This is a genomic window from Martelella mangrovi, assembly GCF_040545495.1.
Lineage (GTDB): Bacteria > Pseudomonadota > Alphaproteobacteria > Rhizobiales > Rhizobiaceae > Martelella > Martelella mangrovi.
This window is the reverse complement of sequence record NZ_JBEPLY010000002.1, coordinates 106,075-121,215: the sequence shown is the minus strand read 5'-3', so window position 1 is coordinate 121,215 and position 15,141 is coordinate 106,075. Positions and strand designations below refer to the sequence as shown.

Annotated in this window: 14 protein-coding genes; 6 read left to right on the top strand and 8 right to left on the bottom strand. The window is 59.5% G+C overall.

Going from position 1 to position 15,141, the window contains the following annotated elements:
• Positions 1 to 38 precede the first annotated feature (38 nt).
• Positions 39 to 1,181 carry a transporter substrate-binding domain-containing protein gene (locus ABID12_RS02950; protein ID WP_354433038.1) on the top strand — a complete coding sequence of 381 codons (1,143 nt, stop codon included), beginning with the start codon at positions 39 to 41 and terminating at the stop codon, positions 1,179 to 1,181.
• A gap of 21 nt (positions 1,182 to 1,202) precedes the next feature.
• Here ABID12_RS02950 and ABID12_RS02945 read toward each other — a convergent pair whose 3' ends face one another.
• Entirely contained in the window at positions 1,203 to 2,093 is an 891-nt protein-coding gene (locus tag ABID12_RS02945; RefSeq protein ID WP_354433037.1) for a LysR family transcriptional regulator, read from the bottom strand.
• Positions 2,094 to 2,188: 95 nt separating this feature from the next.
• Here ABID12_RS02945 and ABID12_RS02940 point away from each other — a divergent pair, with 95 nt between their 5' ends.
• Positions 2,189 to 3,211, top strand: coding sequence for an NAD(P)H-binding protein (locus ABID12_RS02940; RefSeq protein WP_354433036.1), 1,023 nt, complete (start codon positions 2,189 to 2,191; stop codon positions 3,209 to 3,211).
• A 5-nt stretch (positions 3,212 to 3,216) separates the two neighbouring features.
• Here ABID12_RS02940 and ABID12_RS02935 read toward each other — a convergent pair whose 3' ends face one another.
• The 4 genes from ABID12_RS02935 to trxB form a co-directional block, all read right to left on the bottom strand.
• Positions 3,217 to 4,308, bottom strand: coding sequence for a calcium:cation antiporter (locus ABID12_RS02935; protein ID WP_354433035.1), 1,092 nt, complete (start codon positions 4,306 to 4,308; stop codon positions 3,217 to 3,219).
• Between the two features lie 34 nt (positions 4,309 to 4,342).
• Entirely contained in the window at positions 4,343 to 5,458 is a 1,116-nt protein-coding gene (locus tag ABID12_RS02930; RefSeq protein ID WP_354433034.1) for an alkene reductase, read from the bottom strand.
• Positions 5,459 to 6,259: 801 nt separating this feature from the next.
• Positions 6,260 to 7,156 carry a LysR family transcriptional regulator VtlR gene (locus ABID12_RS02925; protein ID WP_106301925.1) on the bottom strand — a complete coding sequence of 299 codons (897 nt, stop codon included), beginning with the start codon at positions 7,154 to 7,156 and terminating at the stop codon, positions 6,260 to 6,262.
• A 20-nt stretch (positions 7,157 to 7,176) separates the two neighbouring features.
• The gene (gene trxB, locus ABID12_RS02920; protein WP_354433033.1) at positions 7,177 to 8,154 is read right to left on the bottom strand and encodes a thioredoxin-disulfide reductase; all 978 of its coding nucleotides are present in this window, start codon (positions 8,152 to 8,154) and stop codon (positions 7,177 to 7,179) included.
• 220 nt (positions 8,155 to 8,374) lie between these two features.
• Between trxB and ABID12_RS02915 the strand changes: the two genes are divergently transcribed.
• Positions 8,375 to 8,839 carry an Lrp/AsnC family transcriptional regulator gene (locus ABID12_RS02915; protein WP_106301919.1) on the top strand — a complete coding sequence of 155 codons (465 nt, stop codon included), beginning with the start codon at positions 8,375 to 8,377 and terminating at the stop codon, positions 8,837 to 8,839.
• Positions 8,840 to 8,845: 6 nt separating this feature from the next.
• Here the strand turns inward: ABID12_RS02915 and ABID12_RS02910 are convergent, their stop codons facing one another.
• Positions 8,846 to 9,988, bottom strand: coding sequence for a glycosyltransferase family 4 protein (locus ABID12_RS02910; protein WP_354433032.1), 1,143 nt, complete (start codon positions 9,986 to 9,988; stop codon positions 8,846 to 8,848).
• Between the two features lie 416 nt (positions 9,989 to 10,404).
• On the opposite strand from ABID12_RS02910, the gene ABID12_RS02905 reads away from it, so the two are divergent.
• A complete protein-coding gene (locus tag ABID12_RS02905; protein WP_181190660.1) occupies positions 10,405 to 11,118 on the top strand; it encodes a hypothetical protein in 714 nt (237 codons plus the stop codon).
• A 91-nt stretch (positions 11,119 to 11,209) separates the two neighbouring features.
• On the opposite strand, the gene ABID12_RS02900 is transcribed toward ABID12_RS02905, so the two are convergent.
• Complete coding sequence (locus ABID12_RS02900) at positions 11,210 to 11,524, bottom strand: hypothetical protein (RefSeq protein ID WP_354433031.1); 315 nt, start codon at positions 11,522 to 11,524, stop codon at positions 11,210 to 11,212.
• Positions 11,525 to 12,111: 587 nt separating this feature from the next.
• Here ABID12_RS02900 and ABID12_RS02895 point away from each other — a divergent pair.
• Complete coding sequence (locus tag ABID12_RS02895) at positions 12,112 to 13,572, top strand: cation:proton antiporter domain-containing protein (RefSeq protein ID WP_354433030.1); 1,461 nt, start codon at positions 12,112 to 12,114, stop codon at positions 13,570 to 13,572.
• Between the two features lie 264 nt (positions 13,573 to 13,836).
• Here the strand turns inward: ABID12_RS02895 and rpmG are convergent, their stop codons facing one another.
• Positions 13,837 to 14,004 (bottom strand): 50S ribosomal protein L33, encoded by a 168-nt coding sequence (gene rpmG, locus ABID12_RS02890; protein WP_018066542.1) that lies wholly within the window; start codon positions 14,002 to 14,004, stop codon positions 13,837 to 13,839.
• Between the two features lie 394 nt (positions 14,005 to 14,398).
• Here rpmG and ABID12_RS02885 point away from each other — a divergent pair, with 394 nt between their 5' ends.
• Complete coding sequence (locus ABID12_RS02885; protein WP_354433288.1) at positions 14,399 to 15,070, top strand: spermine/spermidine synthase domain-containing protein; 672 nt, start codon at positions 14,399 to 14,401, stop codon at positions 15,068 to 15,070.
• Positions 15,071 to 15,141: the final 71 nt, after the last annotated feature.

Sequence of the window (15,141 nt, the reverse complement as noted above, 5' to 3'; positions counted from 1 at the left end):
GCTATAGCCGTGGTTGTTCAAGCTTGAGCCGGGGTATCATGCGACGCAGTTTTTTCCATTCGACCGGCATGTCCGGCAGCGGGCGTGTCTTTTGTTTCGTTGCTCTTTTCCTGTTTGCGCTGTTTGCTGTTCAGGCGCGGGCACAGGATGCAGGTGATACCGCCGCCGCTCCGGCATCCGAGAAGACCGCAATGACGGTCGGTATCCACAGCGTGCCGCCCTTTGTGATGAAGGATCGGGACGGTTCGTGGTACGGGCTCGGGGTCGACATGATGACCATGCTCGGCCGTGCGCTACATCGGGACTATCGTTTTGTTGAAACCGCGCCCGGCGACATGATTTCCCAAGTTGCGGACGGGACGCTGGATATTGCGATCGGCGCCGTGCCGGTCAATGCCGCCGACGAGGCGGTGATCGATTTTTCCCAGCCCTATTACAGCAGCAGCGTCGGTGTGGCGCTGCGGATCGTTGACCGCCTCGGGCCGCGCTTCATGCTGGAATTGCTGACGTCCCGGGCCTTTCTCTACATGCTTGGCCTGCTGACCGGCCCGGTGTTCGTCATCGGTGCGCTGATCTGGCTTTTGGAGCGGCGCGCCAATCCGGAGCAGTTCGAGCCACGCCCGGCGCGCGGGGTTTTCTCCGGGTTCTGGTGGGCGACGGTGACCATGACCACGGTCGGGTATGGTGACAAGGCGCCGATGACCTTTCTTGGCCGGCTTCTGGCCATGTTCTGGATGTTTGCGGCCCTGATCCTGACGGCGATCACCACCGCCCAGCTTGCCGCCGGGCTGACATCCTCCATCAGCACCAGCGCCATCGAGGGCGTCGGCGATCTCGCCGGTCTTAAGGTCGGCACGGTCGGCAACTCGGCCGCTGCCTATGAGCTTGACGTCCTGCAGGTTACGGCAAGCGATTATACCGATATAGCCGCCGGTCTGGATGCGCTCGAAAGGGGCGAGATCGACGCGTTCGTCTACGACCGCGCCGCGCTACAATGGGGCTTGCGCAATTATTCGGGACTGTATCTGACCGCGCTTTCGTTTTCGCAGCAGAATTACGGTCTGATCATGCCGGAAAACGATCCGGAGCGCGAGGCGCTCAATATCGCGATCCTGTCGACGCTTTCCAGCGAACAATGGCACCTTCTGGTGGAGCGTTACCTGCCGTCCGACGGGCGTTAGAGCGTTTCAGTCTGAAACGCTCTAGGCAGTGGCGATATAGGCTTTGAGGCCCGTCACCAATGCATCGAAAACCACCCGGCAGCGCGGCGAGTGGCGCAAATCCTCGTGCATGACCACCCAGAGCGGCAGGCTGAGCGGGATCTGCCCCCTGACCACTTCGACAAGACGCGGATCGCGGCGGCCGAGCGGCACCTGGCAGAAGCCGAAGCCGCAGCCGGAGCGGATCGCGGACAATTGGGCAAGATTGCTGTCGGAGCGGAAATCGAATGCCGGCAGCGGCATGTCGCCAAGGGCTTTCGTCGCTTCGCGGATATAGATCAGCTCGCGGTCGTAGCCGATGGTGGGCAGGTTTGTGATGTCCTCCGGTTTTTGCGGCGTGCCGTGGCGGGCAATCACATCATCACGGGCAAAACAGCCGATCGGGATCTCGCCGATATGGCGCACCAGAAGCGCGTCCTGTGTCGGCTTGACCATGCGAAGCGCGATATCGGCCTGCCGGTTCAGGAGGTCTTCCACCGCATCGGAGACGGAAACCTCGATATCTAGGGCGGCGTGTCCGGCCATCACCGGAGCGAGAATTTCCGGTAACACTTCGACAGCGATGACATCGCTGGCGCTGATCCGCACACTGCCGGAAACGGCCGTGCGGCTTTCCGATGCGGTGCGCCGGATGGCATCGGCCGTAGCGGCCATGGCTTCGGCCAGATGCCGCATCGAAAGCGCCGTGTCGGTCGGCTCCAGCCCGCGCTGCGAGCGGGTGAACAATTGCTGGCCGGCCTCCGCCTCAAGCGCTTCGATATGCCGGCCGACGGTCGGCTGGGTCAGGCCAAGATGCCGCGCGGCAGCCGAAAGCGAGCCGGTATCGAGCACGGCCAGCAGGGTGCGGTAATAGTCCCAATTCGTTCTTTCCATAAATAAATGTATATCAAGGATACATATTTATACAATTCCGTTTGGGTCACTCTTTTCCGATACTGCCGGCAGGTTTCAGGCAAAGGACAAAGATGATGACCGAGACAAACACAGGAAATGCGCTGACAATACGCCCGCTCGCTCTCATTCTGGGGGCTAGCGGCGGCGTTGGCGGTGCTGTTGCCCGCTCGCTTCATGCGCGCGGCTACCGCATCCGCGCCATGCACCGCCATCCGGAAAAGCAGCGCGAAAAGTATCCGGCCTATGAATGGGTCAGCGGCGATGCCATGTCGCTGAAGGATGTGATGGCGGCCGCAGAAGGCGCGACCCTGATCTTTCATGGCGTCAATCCGCCGGGCTATCAGAACTGGCAAAAGCTGGTGCTGCCCATGCTTGACAATACCATCCTGGCGGCAAACGCCAATCACGCGCGCATCCTGTTTCCGGGCACCGTCTATAATTTCGGCCCCGATGTGCTGCCGGAACCGGTCGAGGAAAGCCCGCAGAACCCGACCACCCGCAAGGGGCAGATCCGTGTCGCGGTGGAGGAGCGGCTGCGCGAGGCGGCTTGGAACGGCACGCAGGTCATTCTCGTCAGGGCAGGGGACTTTTTCGGCGGGGCCAATGTTGCCAACAGCTGGTTCGGGCAGATGGTGAAACCGGGCAAGCCGCTCAAATCGGTGACGCGGCTGGGCACCCCCGGCGTCGGCCATCAATGGGCCTACCTGCCGGATCTTGGCGAAACCTTCGCCGCGCTTGATGCGCGCGCCGGCAGCCTGCCGGCTTTTGCAAGCTTTCAGTTCGAAGGCTATTGGGACGCGGACGGATCAGGCCTGATTGACGCCATTCGCAAGGTATCCGGCAATCCGAAACTGCCTGTGCGGCCGTTTCCCTGGTTCATGGTGCCGCTGCTTGCACCCTTCATGCCGCTGATGCGGGAGGTCGCCGAAGTGCGCTATCTGTGGCGGACACCGCTGCACATGAAGAATGACAGGCTGGTAGCGGTGCTGGGGCATGAACCGCGCACGCCGATCGACGAAGCTGTTGCCGCAGCGCTCGATGATCTGGGCGTTATCGCACCTGCCGGGCATTCCGAGAGAGAGCCGGAAGCCGCCTGAACCGGTCAAAGTCCGAGAAAGGAGAGCATGATGAAGGTTGCAAACAGCACGAAATGGGTCATGCCCTCGATGGCATTGGTCTCGCCGTCACTGACATTGATGGCAGCGGCGACCAGTGTGATCGCGACCATGGTGATCTGAACCGGGGTCATGGCCATGGTGAAGGGCTGGCCGGTGAAAAGCGCAATCGCTTCGACCACCGGCACGGTCAGGATCACAGTCGACAGCGAGGCGCCGAGTGCGATGTTGACCACGGCCTGCATCCGGTTCTTCAGTGCGGCCCTTAGCGCCGTCAGGATTTCCGGACCGGCGGCGATGCTGGCGACCAGAATGGCCGTCAATGCCAGCGGCGCGCCGGTGCCCTCAAGCCCGTCGGACAGAAATGCGGACATGAATTCCGCCAGAAGGCCGATCAGTGCCACGCCGGCAAGGATCACGCCGACCGAAAGTGCCGTCGGTCCGTGCTCTTCTTCTTCCGCGCTCTTTTCGGCGCCCGCCCGCATCTTCGGGTAGCGGTAGGAGAAGAAATAGCTGTGCTGACCGACCTGCATCTTCAAAAACACCGCGTAGAGCGCCAGCATGGCGATGATGGTGAAGGCGGAATAATAGTGCCAGCTTGCCTGGGGCACGAAATCGGGCACGATCATCGATATGCCCATGGCCGTCAGGATCATCACCGCATAGGTGCGGCCTGAATCGTCATTATAGGGCTGCTCGCCATGCTTCAGCCCGCCCAGCAGCGCTGCCAGGCCGAGAATGCCGTTGATATCGAGCATCACGGCGGAATAGATCGTATCGCGCACCAGCGTCGGCTGCTGGCTCTGCTGCATCATGACCACCAGAATCAGGACCTCGACCACGACAGCCGAGAGCGTCAGGATCATCGTGCCATAGGGCTCGCCCGCCTTGGCGGCGAGGATTTCGGCATGGTGGGCAACCCGCATCGAGGCGCAGGCAATCGAGACGATCAGCGCGGCAGCGGCCAGCAGCGCGAAAGCCTGTCCAGCTTCCATGATCGCGTGTTCGAACAGATAGGCAAGCAGGGCAACCGGGACAGCCTGCAGAAGCAGGGTTTCACCGCGCAGAAATTTCAGCATTGTCAAAGCGATCCCGTTTTACAGCGTCGAGGCGTCAGCTGCCGAGCGCGGGGTAATCGGTGTACCCTTTCGCATCGCCGCCGAACAGTGTCCTTTGATCCAACGCATTAAGCTGCGCATTGATCCGCAGGCGGCGCACAAGATCGGGATTGGCGACGAAGGGGCGGCCGAAACAGATCAGGTCGGCGCGCTCCTTTTCCAGTGCGTCGATGGCCAGTTGCCGGTCGTAGCCGTTATTGACCATCCATGCGCCGGAACCGTCGGTCCGGTAATAGGTCTCGCGCATTTCCTCGTAGTTGAATGGCTCCGGGCCCTGCTGGTAATTGCGGTCCCCGCCTGTCGCTCCCTCTACGATGTGAACGTAGGCGAGGTCATAGGCGCTCAGCTGGCTTGCGATATAATTGAACAGCGCCTGCGGCCGGTCATCGTGCATGTCGTTGGACGGTGCCACCGGCGACAACCGGATGGCCGTGCGTCCGGGCCCGATCTCGCGCGAGATACAGCCGACGATATCGAACATGAAGCGGGCGCGGTTTTCCAGCGGCCCGCCGTAAAGATCGGTGCGCTGATTGCTGCTTGAGCGCAGAAACTGGTCGACCAGATAGCCGTTGGCGCCGTGGATCTCGATACCGTCAAAGCCGGCCTCCATGGCGCGGGCGGCGGCTCTTCGATAGTCCTCGATGATGCCGGAGATCTCATAGGGCTTGAGTTGACGCGGCATAGAGGTTTCGATGAAATCGGTGGTGCCGTCGGAATAGACGACGAAGGATTTTGCCCGGGCCTGTATGGCCGACGGCGCGACGGGCGGATCACCGAACGGCTGCAAGGATTTGTGGGAAACCCGGCCGACATGCACGAGCTGACAGAAGATCTTGCCGCCGGTTTCGTGGACCGCCGTTGTCACATGGCGCCAGCCCTCTATGGCGGCATCGCTGTAGATGCCCGGCGCGTTTGAGTAGCCCTGACCCTGTTCGGTAACCGCCGTGGCCTCGGAAATGATCAGGCCTGCCGTGGCGCGCTGCCGGTAGTATTCGACATTCAGTTCGTTGGGAACGGCTTCCGGGGACCGGTTGCGCATCAGCGGCGCCATGATGATCCGGTTTTCGAGTGTGACGTCGCCGATCGTGATGGGGTCAAAAAGATTGGCCATGCAATTCCTCTTCGTCTCGGGCCACGAAACCTCGAACCTGTCTGTGTGTAACCTGCGCCGGATATTTACGCAATTTCGCAATTGCGCCGGAACGGCCCGCCAAACCCTCCGCAGTCCTCGCCGGAAGGTCTCTGAGTTCTAAAGTACAAAACGACAAGAAAACGTATACGAAGAGCAATGCCTGTCGCATGCTGCCGGTTCCCGGCCTGATGCAAGGCAAAAAAAAGGGCCTCCAAAAAAGGGGCCCTGTTAGGTGTGAAGGTAAAACCTCCAGAGGGGAACAGCTGCTGCAGCGAGACTCAACAGTCACGCCGTACGCATCAGCTAATTCTGGATATGGTTCTTTTTTGTGCGCGTTGCAATAGTTTTCATCGCCGAATGCGAAAAAAAAGATCAAAGATCTGCAGGCAAAAAAAGAGGGCCACCGAAAAACGGGGCCCTTTGAGTTAGAAGGTCTCTCAAAACCTCCAGAGGGGAACAGCTGTTGCGGTGCACCAGGGAGAAATTGGGCACCAACTGCATCAGCTGTGTGCGATATGCCCCTGAATTAGGCATTTCACAAGGCGATTTTCTGCATGGCTGCCATGCAGGAAGTGAAATTTGCAGCCAAAATTGACTAATACAAAGCAATTTCAAAAACGGCATAAAAAATAGGCTTGTTTTGGCTATTTCTACGCGGTGCCTGAAGGTTGTGCACGCGAAGGACGCATCCGTCACGGCCGACCGACGCAGCTATGGCTGATCGGAAGTGGAGAAAGTTTCGGCTGTCGGAGACGAATCGCTTGGTCCCGGAGCAGGGCTCTAGAAGCTCCAGTTGCGCGACTTGGTAACGATGAAGTCGCGGAACACTTTCAGCTTGGCCGAGTTTTTCAGCTCGTCGGGATAGCAGAAATAGGTGTCGAAGCTGGGAACGTCCGCGTGGGTGACGAGCTGCAGCAGGCCGGGATCGCGCCCGACGATATAGTCCGGCAGCATGACAATGCCGATTCCCAGCAGGGCGGCCCGCTTGATCGAGGTCAGCGAATTGATCTGCAGATGCGCCGGACGCGGATTATCCGACGAACGCCCGGCGATTTCCAGCCAGTTCACATCGAGAAGATAGGCCGGCGCCGGTTCACCGAAGGTAATGATTCGGTGATTGTCGAGGTCCTCGATCGATTGCGGTTCGCCATGGCGGTTGATGTAGGACGGCGAGGCATAGACATGCATGTGCACCGTAAACAGCTTGCGTTGGATCAGGTCCGGCTGTTGCGGTTGGCGCAGGCGGATCGCGCAATCGGCATGGCGCATGTTCACGTCCAGCTCCTCATTGTCGAGGATCAGCTGGATTTGCATGTCGGGATAAAGCTGCAGGAATTCCTGGACCTTGTCGGTCAGCCAGCCCTGGCCAAGACCGACAGTGGTCGTCACCCTGAGCTTGCCGGACGGCTTTTCCTTGGTTTCCGTCAGCCGCGAGCGCACGCCCTCCAGCTTCAGCAGCACGTCATGGGCCGTGCGGTAAAGCAGTTCGCCCTGTTCGGTCAGAATCAGGCCACGGGCATGACGATGAAACAGCTTCACCCCGACATCCTGTTCAAGGGCGCTGACCTGACGGCTGATGGCCGACTGGGACAGATGGAGCTTGTCTGCCGCATGGGTGAACGAGCCCGCCTCTGCTGCCGCATGGAAGATGCGCAGCTTGTCCCAATCCAGAGGCATGCTCGTGCTTTTCATTAACTTTACTCCGCGGCAGCCAGTGTACCGGTTTTCTGCTCGGTCAGGAAGCGTTCCGCTTCAAGTGCGGCCATACATCCCATGCCCGCCGCTGTCACGGCCTGCCGGTAATTGTCATCCGTCACATCGCCTGCGCCGTAAACGCCCTCGATGCTGGTTTTCGTCGTGCCCGGCTCGGTCCAAAGATAACCGTTCGGTTTCAGCTTGAGCTGATCGCGGATCAGATCGACCTGCGGCGCGTGCCCGATGGCGATGAAAACGCCGTCGGCGTCAACCGTGGTCTTTTCGCCGGACCTGACGTCTTTCAGGCGCACGCCGGTGACGGACGGCGGCAGCGGCGGTACGGCGCTGGTGCCGACAATTTCCTCGACAGCGTGGTTCCAGATGACCTTGACGTTATCCAGCGCGAACAGCCGCTGCTGCAGGATCTTTTCCGCGCGGAATTCGTCGCGCCGGTGCACCAGGGTCACGGTCTTGGCGATATTGGCAAGGTAGAGCGCCTCTTCGACAGCGGAGTTGCCGCCGCCGACCACGATCACATCCTTGCCCCGGTAGAAGAAGCCGTCGCAGGTGGCGCAGGCGGAAACGCCGCCGCCGTTGAAAGTCTGTTCGCTTTCAAGGCCGAGCCACTTGGCCTGCGCGCCGGTGGCGAGAATCACCGTATCTGCGGTCCAGACTTCGCCCGAATCGGTGGTCGCCGTGAACGGACGCTTGCTCAGGTCGAGGCTGGAGACCAGATCGTTGACGATTTCAGTGCCGACATTTTCCGCCTGGGCCAGCATCTGTTCCATCAGCCAGGGGCCCTGGATCGGATCGGCAAAACCGGGATAATTTTCGACATCGGTGGTGATCGTCAGCTGGCCGCCCTGTTCAAGGCCGGCAATCAGCACCGGCTTCATCATCGCGCGTGCGGCATAGATCGCGGCGGTATAGCCGGCCGGGCCGGAACCGATGATCAGAACCTGTGTGTGATGGTCTGGCATATCAAATCCTTTCAGCGCATCCCGGCAAGCGGGAAATGATGGCGCGCCGGCGCAATTCAGTGTTCTGGCTCATTTATGGCTGGACGGGCGTCAGTTTCAAGGCCATGGGATAGCTACCAACAGACCATTTCCGTCTGTTGAAAGATTCCTGCGGAGTGTTGTAATAATATTGCTCGCTCTGAGCCCCAAACGCGTCCCGAATCCGCTTCAGGAGAAATCTATGCGCGCCGACCTCGATTCCGTCGATCTCAAGATCCTGCGCGAGCTGCAGCGCGACGGCCGGATGACCAATGTCGAACTGGCCGAGCGGGTCGGCATTTCCGCGCCGCCCTGCCTCAGGCGGGTGCGCCGGCTTGAGGAAGCCGGCATTATCGAAGGCTATAACGCCATGCTGAACGCGCCGCGGCTGGGCTATGATCTCGTTGCCTTTTGCATGGTCGGGCTGAAGCACCAGTCCGAGGCCGAACTGAAGGCGTTTTCCACGGCGACCGAAGACTGGCCGATTGTGCGCCAGGCATGGATGACCTCCGGGGAGACCGATTTCCTGCTGCATTGCGTTTCGGAAAACCTGATGCAGTTTCAGGATTTCGTGATCGAGGTGCTGACCACCAACATGCATGTCGACACGGTCCGCACCATGCTGACCATCCGGCAGGTGAAGAAGGAAGGGCTGGTCGCCATCTGACGGCGGCTATCTGTCTTCCGCAAGCAGCCTTTCATAGGCGGAAAATTCCTTTTCGAGCATGGTTTCAACCGTGAAATTGGCAAGCACATGGGCACGCGCGGTGCGGCCCATCGCCGCCAGCGCCTCACGGTCTGAAAGGGCGATGTCGATCGCATCGGCAAAGCCCTTTGCGCTTGCCGGCGGAACGAGATAGCCGGTCTTGCCGTCAATCACCGTTTCAAGGCTGCCGCCATGGCCGGTGGCAATCACCGGTGTCGCCATCACCTGCGCCTCGATCGAGACCCTGCCGAAAGCCTCCGGTCGTGTGGAGGCGGAAACAGCAATATCGGCGGCGGCCATTACGGCGGGAATGTCACGGCGGCTGCCGGTGATCGTCACCCGGTCGGCAAGACCCTGTTCGGCAATCAGCGCCTCCAGTTCGGCAATCACGCTTGCGCTTCCCGAGCCGATGATTGCCAGATGGAAATCTTTGTTCCTGGCAAGGGCGAGGGCTTCGACAAGATAGCGGTGCCCCTTCCAGTCGGTGATGCGCCCGACAATTGCGATCAGAGGCTCACCGGTTTGCGCGCCAAGTTCGGACCGCACCTGGGCGATTTCATCGGCCGTGATCGCGTCGGGATCAAAAACGGCGGTGTCCACGCCGCGCGGCGCCACGATGATCCTGTCTGCCGGAAAACCGTAGACCGCGATGATGTGATCGCGGATAAAGGCCGAATTGGCCACCACCAGCGGCCCCTTCAGCATCACGCCGGCATAGGCGCGCTTGAAACGGTTGCCGTGGCTGTAGACGCCGTGAAACGTCGTCAGGAAGTGTGGTTTTCGCTTGGCCCGCGCCGCGGCAAGCCAGCCAACCCAGGCCGGTGCACGGCTGCGGGCATGCACGATGTCGATTTCGTGTTCATCGATCAGCCGCGCCAGCCGGCTGGCATTGGCATTGATGGCAAACGGCGATTTCCGCCCGACCGCCAGATCGAAGTGATGGGCGCCGGTTTCCGTCAGCGGCGCCAGCAAAGGCCCGCCCGCGCTTGCCACATAATGTTTTATGCCCTTTCGGGAAAGATAAGCCGCCATCTCCAGCGTTCCGCGTTCAACCCCGCCATCGCCAAGTGCGGGAAGAAGCTGCAGAATGCGCGGTGATCGGTCTGTCATGGTTATTTCCCCGGAGATTGTGCAGGCAGGCGATGCGATGATGTGATAAAGCCCCGGCCTGTCATGCCTTTTACAGGGTTTCGGTATAGACCGGAAAACGGCATCAGGGTATCTTTTCGCCGTGTGGGGCGTGGTGGATGAGGCGATGAACCGTTTTTTCCACCATTACGTGCTTTTAATTAAAAAGTTCTTTTTCAGAATTTACGAATTGATGTAATGGACGCTTGTGTTCAGTTTTTCATATTATCGCCCTCCGATGGAGTTGCGCTTGCCGCAGCTTAATTCATAGACAAAGAGACGGATAATCGCCGTAGGAAACGTTGGCATTCGAGTGTCCGGCCGTGGCCACCCTCAACCGGGCAATCGATGTTCCGCAGAATTTGATAGGATCAAGCCTGTTGCAGACCATCGTATGTATGAAATGGGGAACGCGCTATCCCGCACTTTATGTGAACCGGCTCTGGTCGATGATAAAGCGCCATACGAAACGGCCGACCCGTCTGGTCTGCTTTACTGACGACGCGACGGAAGTTGACGCGGAAGTGGACACGTTCCCGCTGCCCTCGATCCGGATTGAAGATGACATTGCCTTCACGCCTTGGCGCAAGCTTTCGCTCTGGCAGGCGCCGCTTGCCGATCTCGCCGGCGACGTCCTGTTTCTCGACCTTGATATCGTAATTACCGGCGATCTCGATGCAATATTCGATTTTCGTCCCGGTACGTTTTGCGTCTGCGAAAACTGGACGCAGCTGGGGCAGGGGATCGGCAACACCTCTGTCTTCCGCTGGCATGTGGGAAAAAATACCCATATTTTCGATGATTTCGAAAAGAACGGCATCGCAATCCGGAAAAAATACGGGATCGAACAGGTCTATATTTCCGATGTTGTCGATGAAATGGCTTTCTGGCCGCGCGAGTGGTGTGTCAGTTTCAAACACACGCTGCTTCCCGCCTGGCCGCTGAATTTCTTCCGAACGCCGCCGCTGCCGGATAATACCAGGATCGTCGCCTTCACCGGAAAACCGGATCCCGACGAGGCGGCCATCGGCAAATGGCCGGTGAACGCGCCGTGGAAACGGATTTACAAACATGTCCGTTCGACCCCCTGGATCGACGAACACTGGCAGTAACACGCAGACCGGACCGGTTTCGCCGCCCGCATTGCGCCTGAGCGGTGACGCGAGGTTTTCACATCGCCCGCTCATTCACGCCAGCGCGGCTTCAGCGTTTGCGATCGAAAAAGAACGAACTGCGCTTGCTGGAGAAAGGCTTGCCGGTTCTGCGTCTGCTGCGGAAAATCCGCTTGCGCGAGGCCGGTGCCTCGCTGCTGGCATTGCCGGCCAGAAAGCCGAGACCGAAGGCCACAAGCCCGACCAGCGCGAGGGCCGATCCGCTTGCTGCGGGATGTTGCCGGGCGGTTTTGCTCAGGGCATTGACCTCACCGCGCACCACTGATCCTGCGCGTTCCACAGGTGTCTGCTGAGAAAAACGCAGGCGGTCGAGCAGGTCGCTCGGGGAAGTCTTGTGTTCAAACATGGTGTTCTCCGTGCCAATTGGTCTCACATCCGTCTCCACAACAGGAAACGGAAACAAGCCGTTTTGCGATGACCGCACCATCATGATGCCCCTGTCACGCGCAAACCGCATATAGGACCATAACAACGCAAAACTATGGCAGCCGGTTCCCTCCGGCAATGCCTTGGCAAAGATAGCGTCCGGGCGCCTCTGTCTGGTTTAGACGAAGAGCATAACCGTTACGAAAACGAATGCTGCTCCGATCAGAAGGGTATGCAGGGAACGTGATAAACTCATGTCGTCTCCTCCATTTATCGTTAACAATATATGACGAATTTCACGGCTGGCAAAGAGAAATCGTTGCTGCGCTGCGCAATACCTCCATCCCTCAAGGCCCGGCGGCCTTCCTTGCCGCAACTGTGCCAGCGGTTGCGGGATGTTGAAATGCTATCCGTCAAGTCTCTGAATTTTATTGGGAAACGATACATCCCGCACAGGGCGGCCGTTTTGGAAGGGTTTGGTTGAGCTTTTGATGCGATGATCCTTATTCTGTGGACAAGGGACTGAGTTGAAACAGTCTTTGCGGCGACTGGAAGGAAAGGGCGCAGATGGAACAGATTGTTCATGAGGCGGTTGCGCAGGGAAGCTCGCATGGCGGTGATTTCGCCGCCGTTGCGCTGGTTATCGCGGTTGCGGCGTTGGCCGGCCTTGGTTTCCTGTGGCTGCGGCAGCCGCCGCTCGTCGGCTTCATTCTCGCGGGCATTCTGCTCGGCCCCACCGGCATGGGGCTGATCGCCAATAATGACAGCGTCGCCTTTCTCGGAGAAATGGGCGTTGTCGTGCTGCTGTTCTTCATCGGCATGGAATTGTCGATCAAGGCCTTCGTTGTTTCGCTCAGGCAAGCATTGCTCGTTGTCGTCGGGCAATTGGCAAGTGCGGCGCTTCTGGCTGTGGTCATCGGTGCCCTGCTTGATGCCACCACCCGCGAAATCGTGATTCTCAGCTTCGTCATTGCAATGTCCTCGACCGTGGTGGCGATGAAGATGCTGGATGAAATGGGCGCGCTCAGGGGCGATGCCGGGCGCATCGCCGTTGGTGTTCTGATCGCCCAGGATATTGCGGTGGTGCCGATGTTGATTTTTGCGTCGAGCTTTGGCGGCCAGGGCTTCGACGTGGTGTCGACCACGGTCCGCGTCGTGGTCGCCGTCGGCATCATGGCGGGGTTTCTGTGGTATTTCGGACGGTTCGGAAAGCTCAGGATTCCCTATGCGGAAAAGGTGGAGGACAAGGTCGAGCTTCTGGCGCTCGGCGCGCTGGCGCTCTGCTTTTCGGCGGCCGCCATATCGGGCGTGGCCGGTCTTTCGCCGGCCTACGGCGCCTTTATTGCCGGCATCTGCGTGGGCAATTCCACCCTTCGAAGCCGCATTATTCCCGTCGTCGAGCCGATCCAGAGCGTGCTGCTGGTGATCTTCTTCCTGTCCATCGGCCTTTTGATCGATCTCGGCTTTATCTGGGACAATCTTTTGACCGTTCTGCTGGCGGCCATCGGTGTCGTTGCCGCCAAGTCGGTGCTCAACGTGATGTTTTTGCGCTGGACCGGCTCTTCGGCACAGACCGCGCTGATTGCCGGGCTGTCGATGGCGCAGGTTGGCGAATTTTCCTTTGTACTGGCCGCGGCCGGCCTTGCCGCCGGCGCGCTTGGCGAAGACCTTTATCGTCTCGTGATTGCGATGACGGCGATTTCGCTGCTGGTCTCCCCCGTCTGGGTCTCGGTCATGCGGCGTCTCGAAGCCACCTACAGCGAAGGGCTCGAAAGCTATCGCAATGCACTTGCGGTCGCTTATGCCCAGGAGCTGCGCGAGGTCGATCGCGGCCGCATTTTCGTCGGGCGGATGGCTGCCGGCGCCAGGGCAAGGCTTGTGGCGCTCGATCTTGCCCGGCGGGAGCGCCGCCGCCGGAAAGCCGAGCGCAAGGCGGAAAAGGCGCGGGAAAAGCAGGCTGCTGCCAAGGTAGAGGCAGGACAGCAGGGCGAAATCGCTGATCGATCGAAAGGTGGCGAGACTGAATGACGGTGGCTTTACCTCGCCGCCAGGCCCCTGGACCGGAAAGTGTTCCGCTCATCGTCTTCGGGTAAACCTGTTTCATTCGGTTTCCGCCAGCGATAGCCGCGCTGAATATGTCTGCGCCGCGGCGATTTCGGGCCGTGCTAAATAGGGCAGCGCTTCTGAATGTTCGAAATGTCTGTCGCCGTCTGCTGAAACGCGCCGGCGCATAACAAAAAAGCCCGGTTCCAAAGAGCCGGGCCTTTTCACATAAACAGGATGTGCCTGATCTTACTTGATCTTGGCTTCCTTGAATTCGACGTGCTTGCGCGCGATCGGATCATATTTGGTCTTGACCATCTTTTCCGTCATCGTGCGGCTGTTCTTCTTGGTAACGTAGAAAAAGCCGGTGTCTGCCGTCGACAGAAGCTTGATCTTGATCGTTGTTGCCTTTGCCATTTTATTCCGCCTTCAAGAGCAATCCGCCTCCGACAAGGGAAAAGCGGAACCGGTACGCCCGGAATTTTTCCTAAAAATCAGGAAGCGCCCGCTCGGGACGCCTCACATTCCCGCCGGGCCGGTTAACCGTCCGCGGCAAAATCTGGCCGGACACTACGAATCTGGAAGCAAAAGTCAAGGAGAAGCGTGCCGGAAATGCGCGTCTTTGGCTGTTGCCGGCCTGCCGGGTGGCATTTTGGGCGTATGGACGGGTTTCTGTTGCCGCGAAAATGGCCGCCGGGACACATTCCCTGGCTTGGTTTTGCACCTGTTTCAGGTCTCTTGCAGGCCGATGGCTTGGCGAAATGGCTGAATGCGTTATGAAGCGGGTGAAGACGAACGGACGGAAAAGCCGATGATTCCATGGATCGAACTCGACAGCGCCTCAATTCCGGGCGAGGCGGCGACATTGCGGCTGAAACAGCGCGGAGCCGAATTTTCCATCATGCTCGGTTCCAACGAACTGATGAACAGCCGCCTTTACGGCTCGGAAGAGGCGCTGGCCGAACTGGCGGCCGAACGAATTGCCGGCCGCAAGGCCCCGGCTGTGCTGATTGGCGGGCTTGGCATGGGGTTCACCCTGCGCGCTGCCCTTGCGGTGTTGCCGGCGGATGCGCGCATTATTGTGGCCGAGTTGGTGCCCGCCGTCGTGGCCTGGGCGAGGGGGCCAATGGCCGATGTCTTCAAGGGTGCGCTCGATGATCCGCGCGTGGAGGTTGTCACCGGTGATGTCACCGCGCTGATTGCCCGCTCCAAGGGCGCCTTCGACGCCATCCTGCTCGACGTCGACAATGGCCCCGATGGGCTGACCCGCTCATCCAACGACCAGCTCTACAGCCTCTCCGGCCTTGCCGCCTCGAAAGCAGCGTTGAAGAAGGCCGGCGTGCTTGCCGTCTGGTCAGCACACCCTGACGACAGGTTTACGGCCCGGATGAAGAAAAGCGGCTTTGCCACCGAAGCGGTTTCGGTGCGCGCCAATGCGAAGAAGCGCGGGCGCAAACATGTGGTCTGGGTGGGCGTGAATTGATCTGAACGCAATCCGGTCAAAGCCATGTTGGCTATATCGGCTGACTTGTTTCTCACCCTGTCCGTGAGCAA

What these genes read in the sequence shown, in the direction of transcription:
- ABID12_RS02900 (WP_354433031.1), bottom strand. Translation starts at nt 11,524, where the DNA reads ATGTTTGAACACAAGACTTCCCCGAGCGACCTGCTCGACCGCCTGCGT.
- ABID12_RS02940 (WP_354433036.1), top strand. Translation starts at nt 2,189, where the DNA reads ATGACCGAGACAAACACAGGAAATGCGCTGACAATACGCCCGCTCGCT.
- ABID12_RS02935 (WP_354433035.1), bottom strand. Translation starts at nt 4,308, where the DNA reads ATGCTGAAATTTCTGCGCGGTGAAACCCTGCTTCTGCAGGCTGTCCCG.
- ABID12_RS02885 (WP_354433288.1), top strand. Translation starts at nt 14,399, where the DNA reads ATGATTCCATGGATCGAACTCGACAGCGCCTCAATTCCGGGCGAGGCG.
- ABID12_RS02925 (WP_106301925.1), bottom strand. Translation starts at nt 7,156, where the DNA reads ATGCCTCTGGATTGGGACAAGCTGCGCATCTTCCATGCGGCAGCAGAG.
- trxB (WP_354433033.1), bottom strand. Translation starts at nt 8,154, where the DNA reads ATGCCAGACCATCACACACAGGTTCTGATCATCGGTTCCGGCCCGGCC.
- ABID12_RS02915 (WP_106301919.1), top strand. Translation starts at nt 8,375, where the DNA reads ATGCGCGCCGACCTCGATTCCGTCGATCTCAAGATCCTGCGCGAGCTG.
- ABID12_RS02950 (WP_354433038.1), top strand. Translation starts at nt 39, where the DNA reads ATGCGACGCAGTTTTTTCCATTCGACCGGCATGTCCGGCAGCGGGCGT.
- ABID12_RS02930 (WP_354433034.1), bottom strand. Translation starts at nt 5,458, where the DNA reads ATGGCCAATCTTTTTGACCCCATCACGATCGGCGACGTCACACTCGAA.
- ABID12_RS02895 (WP_354433030.1), top strand. Translation starts at nt 12,112, where the DNA reads ATGGAACAGATTGTTCATGAGGCGGTTGCGCAGGGAAGCTCGCATGGC.
- ABID12_RS02945 (WP_354433037.1), bottom strand. Translation starts at nt 2,093, where the DNA reads ATGGAAAGAACGAATTGGGACTATTACCGCACCCTGCTGGCCGTGCTC.
- ABID12_RS02905 (WP_181190660.1), top strand. Translation starts at nt 10,405, where the DNA reads ATGAAATGGGGAACGCGCTATCCCGCACTTTATGTGAACCGGCTCTGG.
- rpmG (WP_018066542.1), bottom strand. Translation starts at nt 14,004, where the DNA reads ATGGCAAAGGCAACAACGATCAAGATCAAGCTTCTGTCGACGGCAGAC.
- ABID12_RS02910 (WP_354433032.1), bottom strand. Translation starts at nt 9,988, where the DNA reads ATGACAGACCGATCACCGCGCATTCTGCAGCTTCTTCCCGCACTTGGC.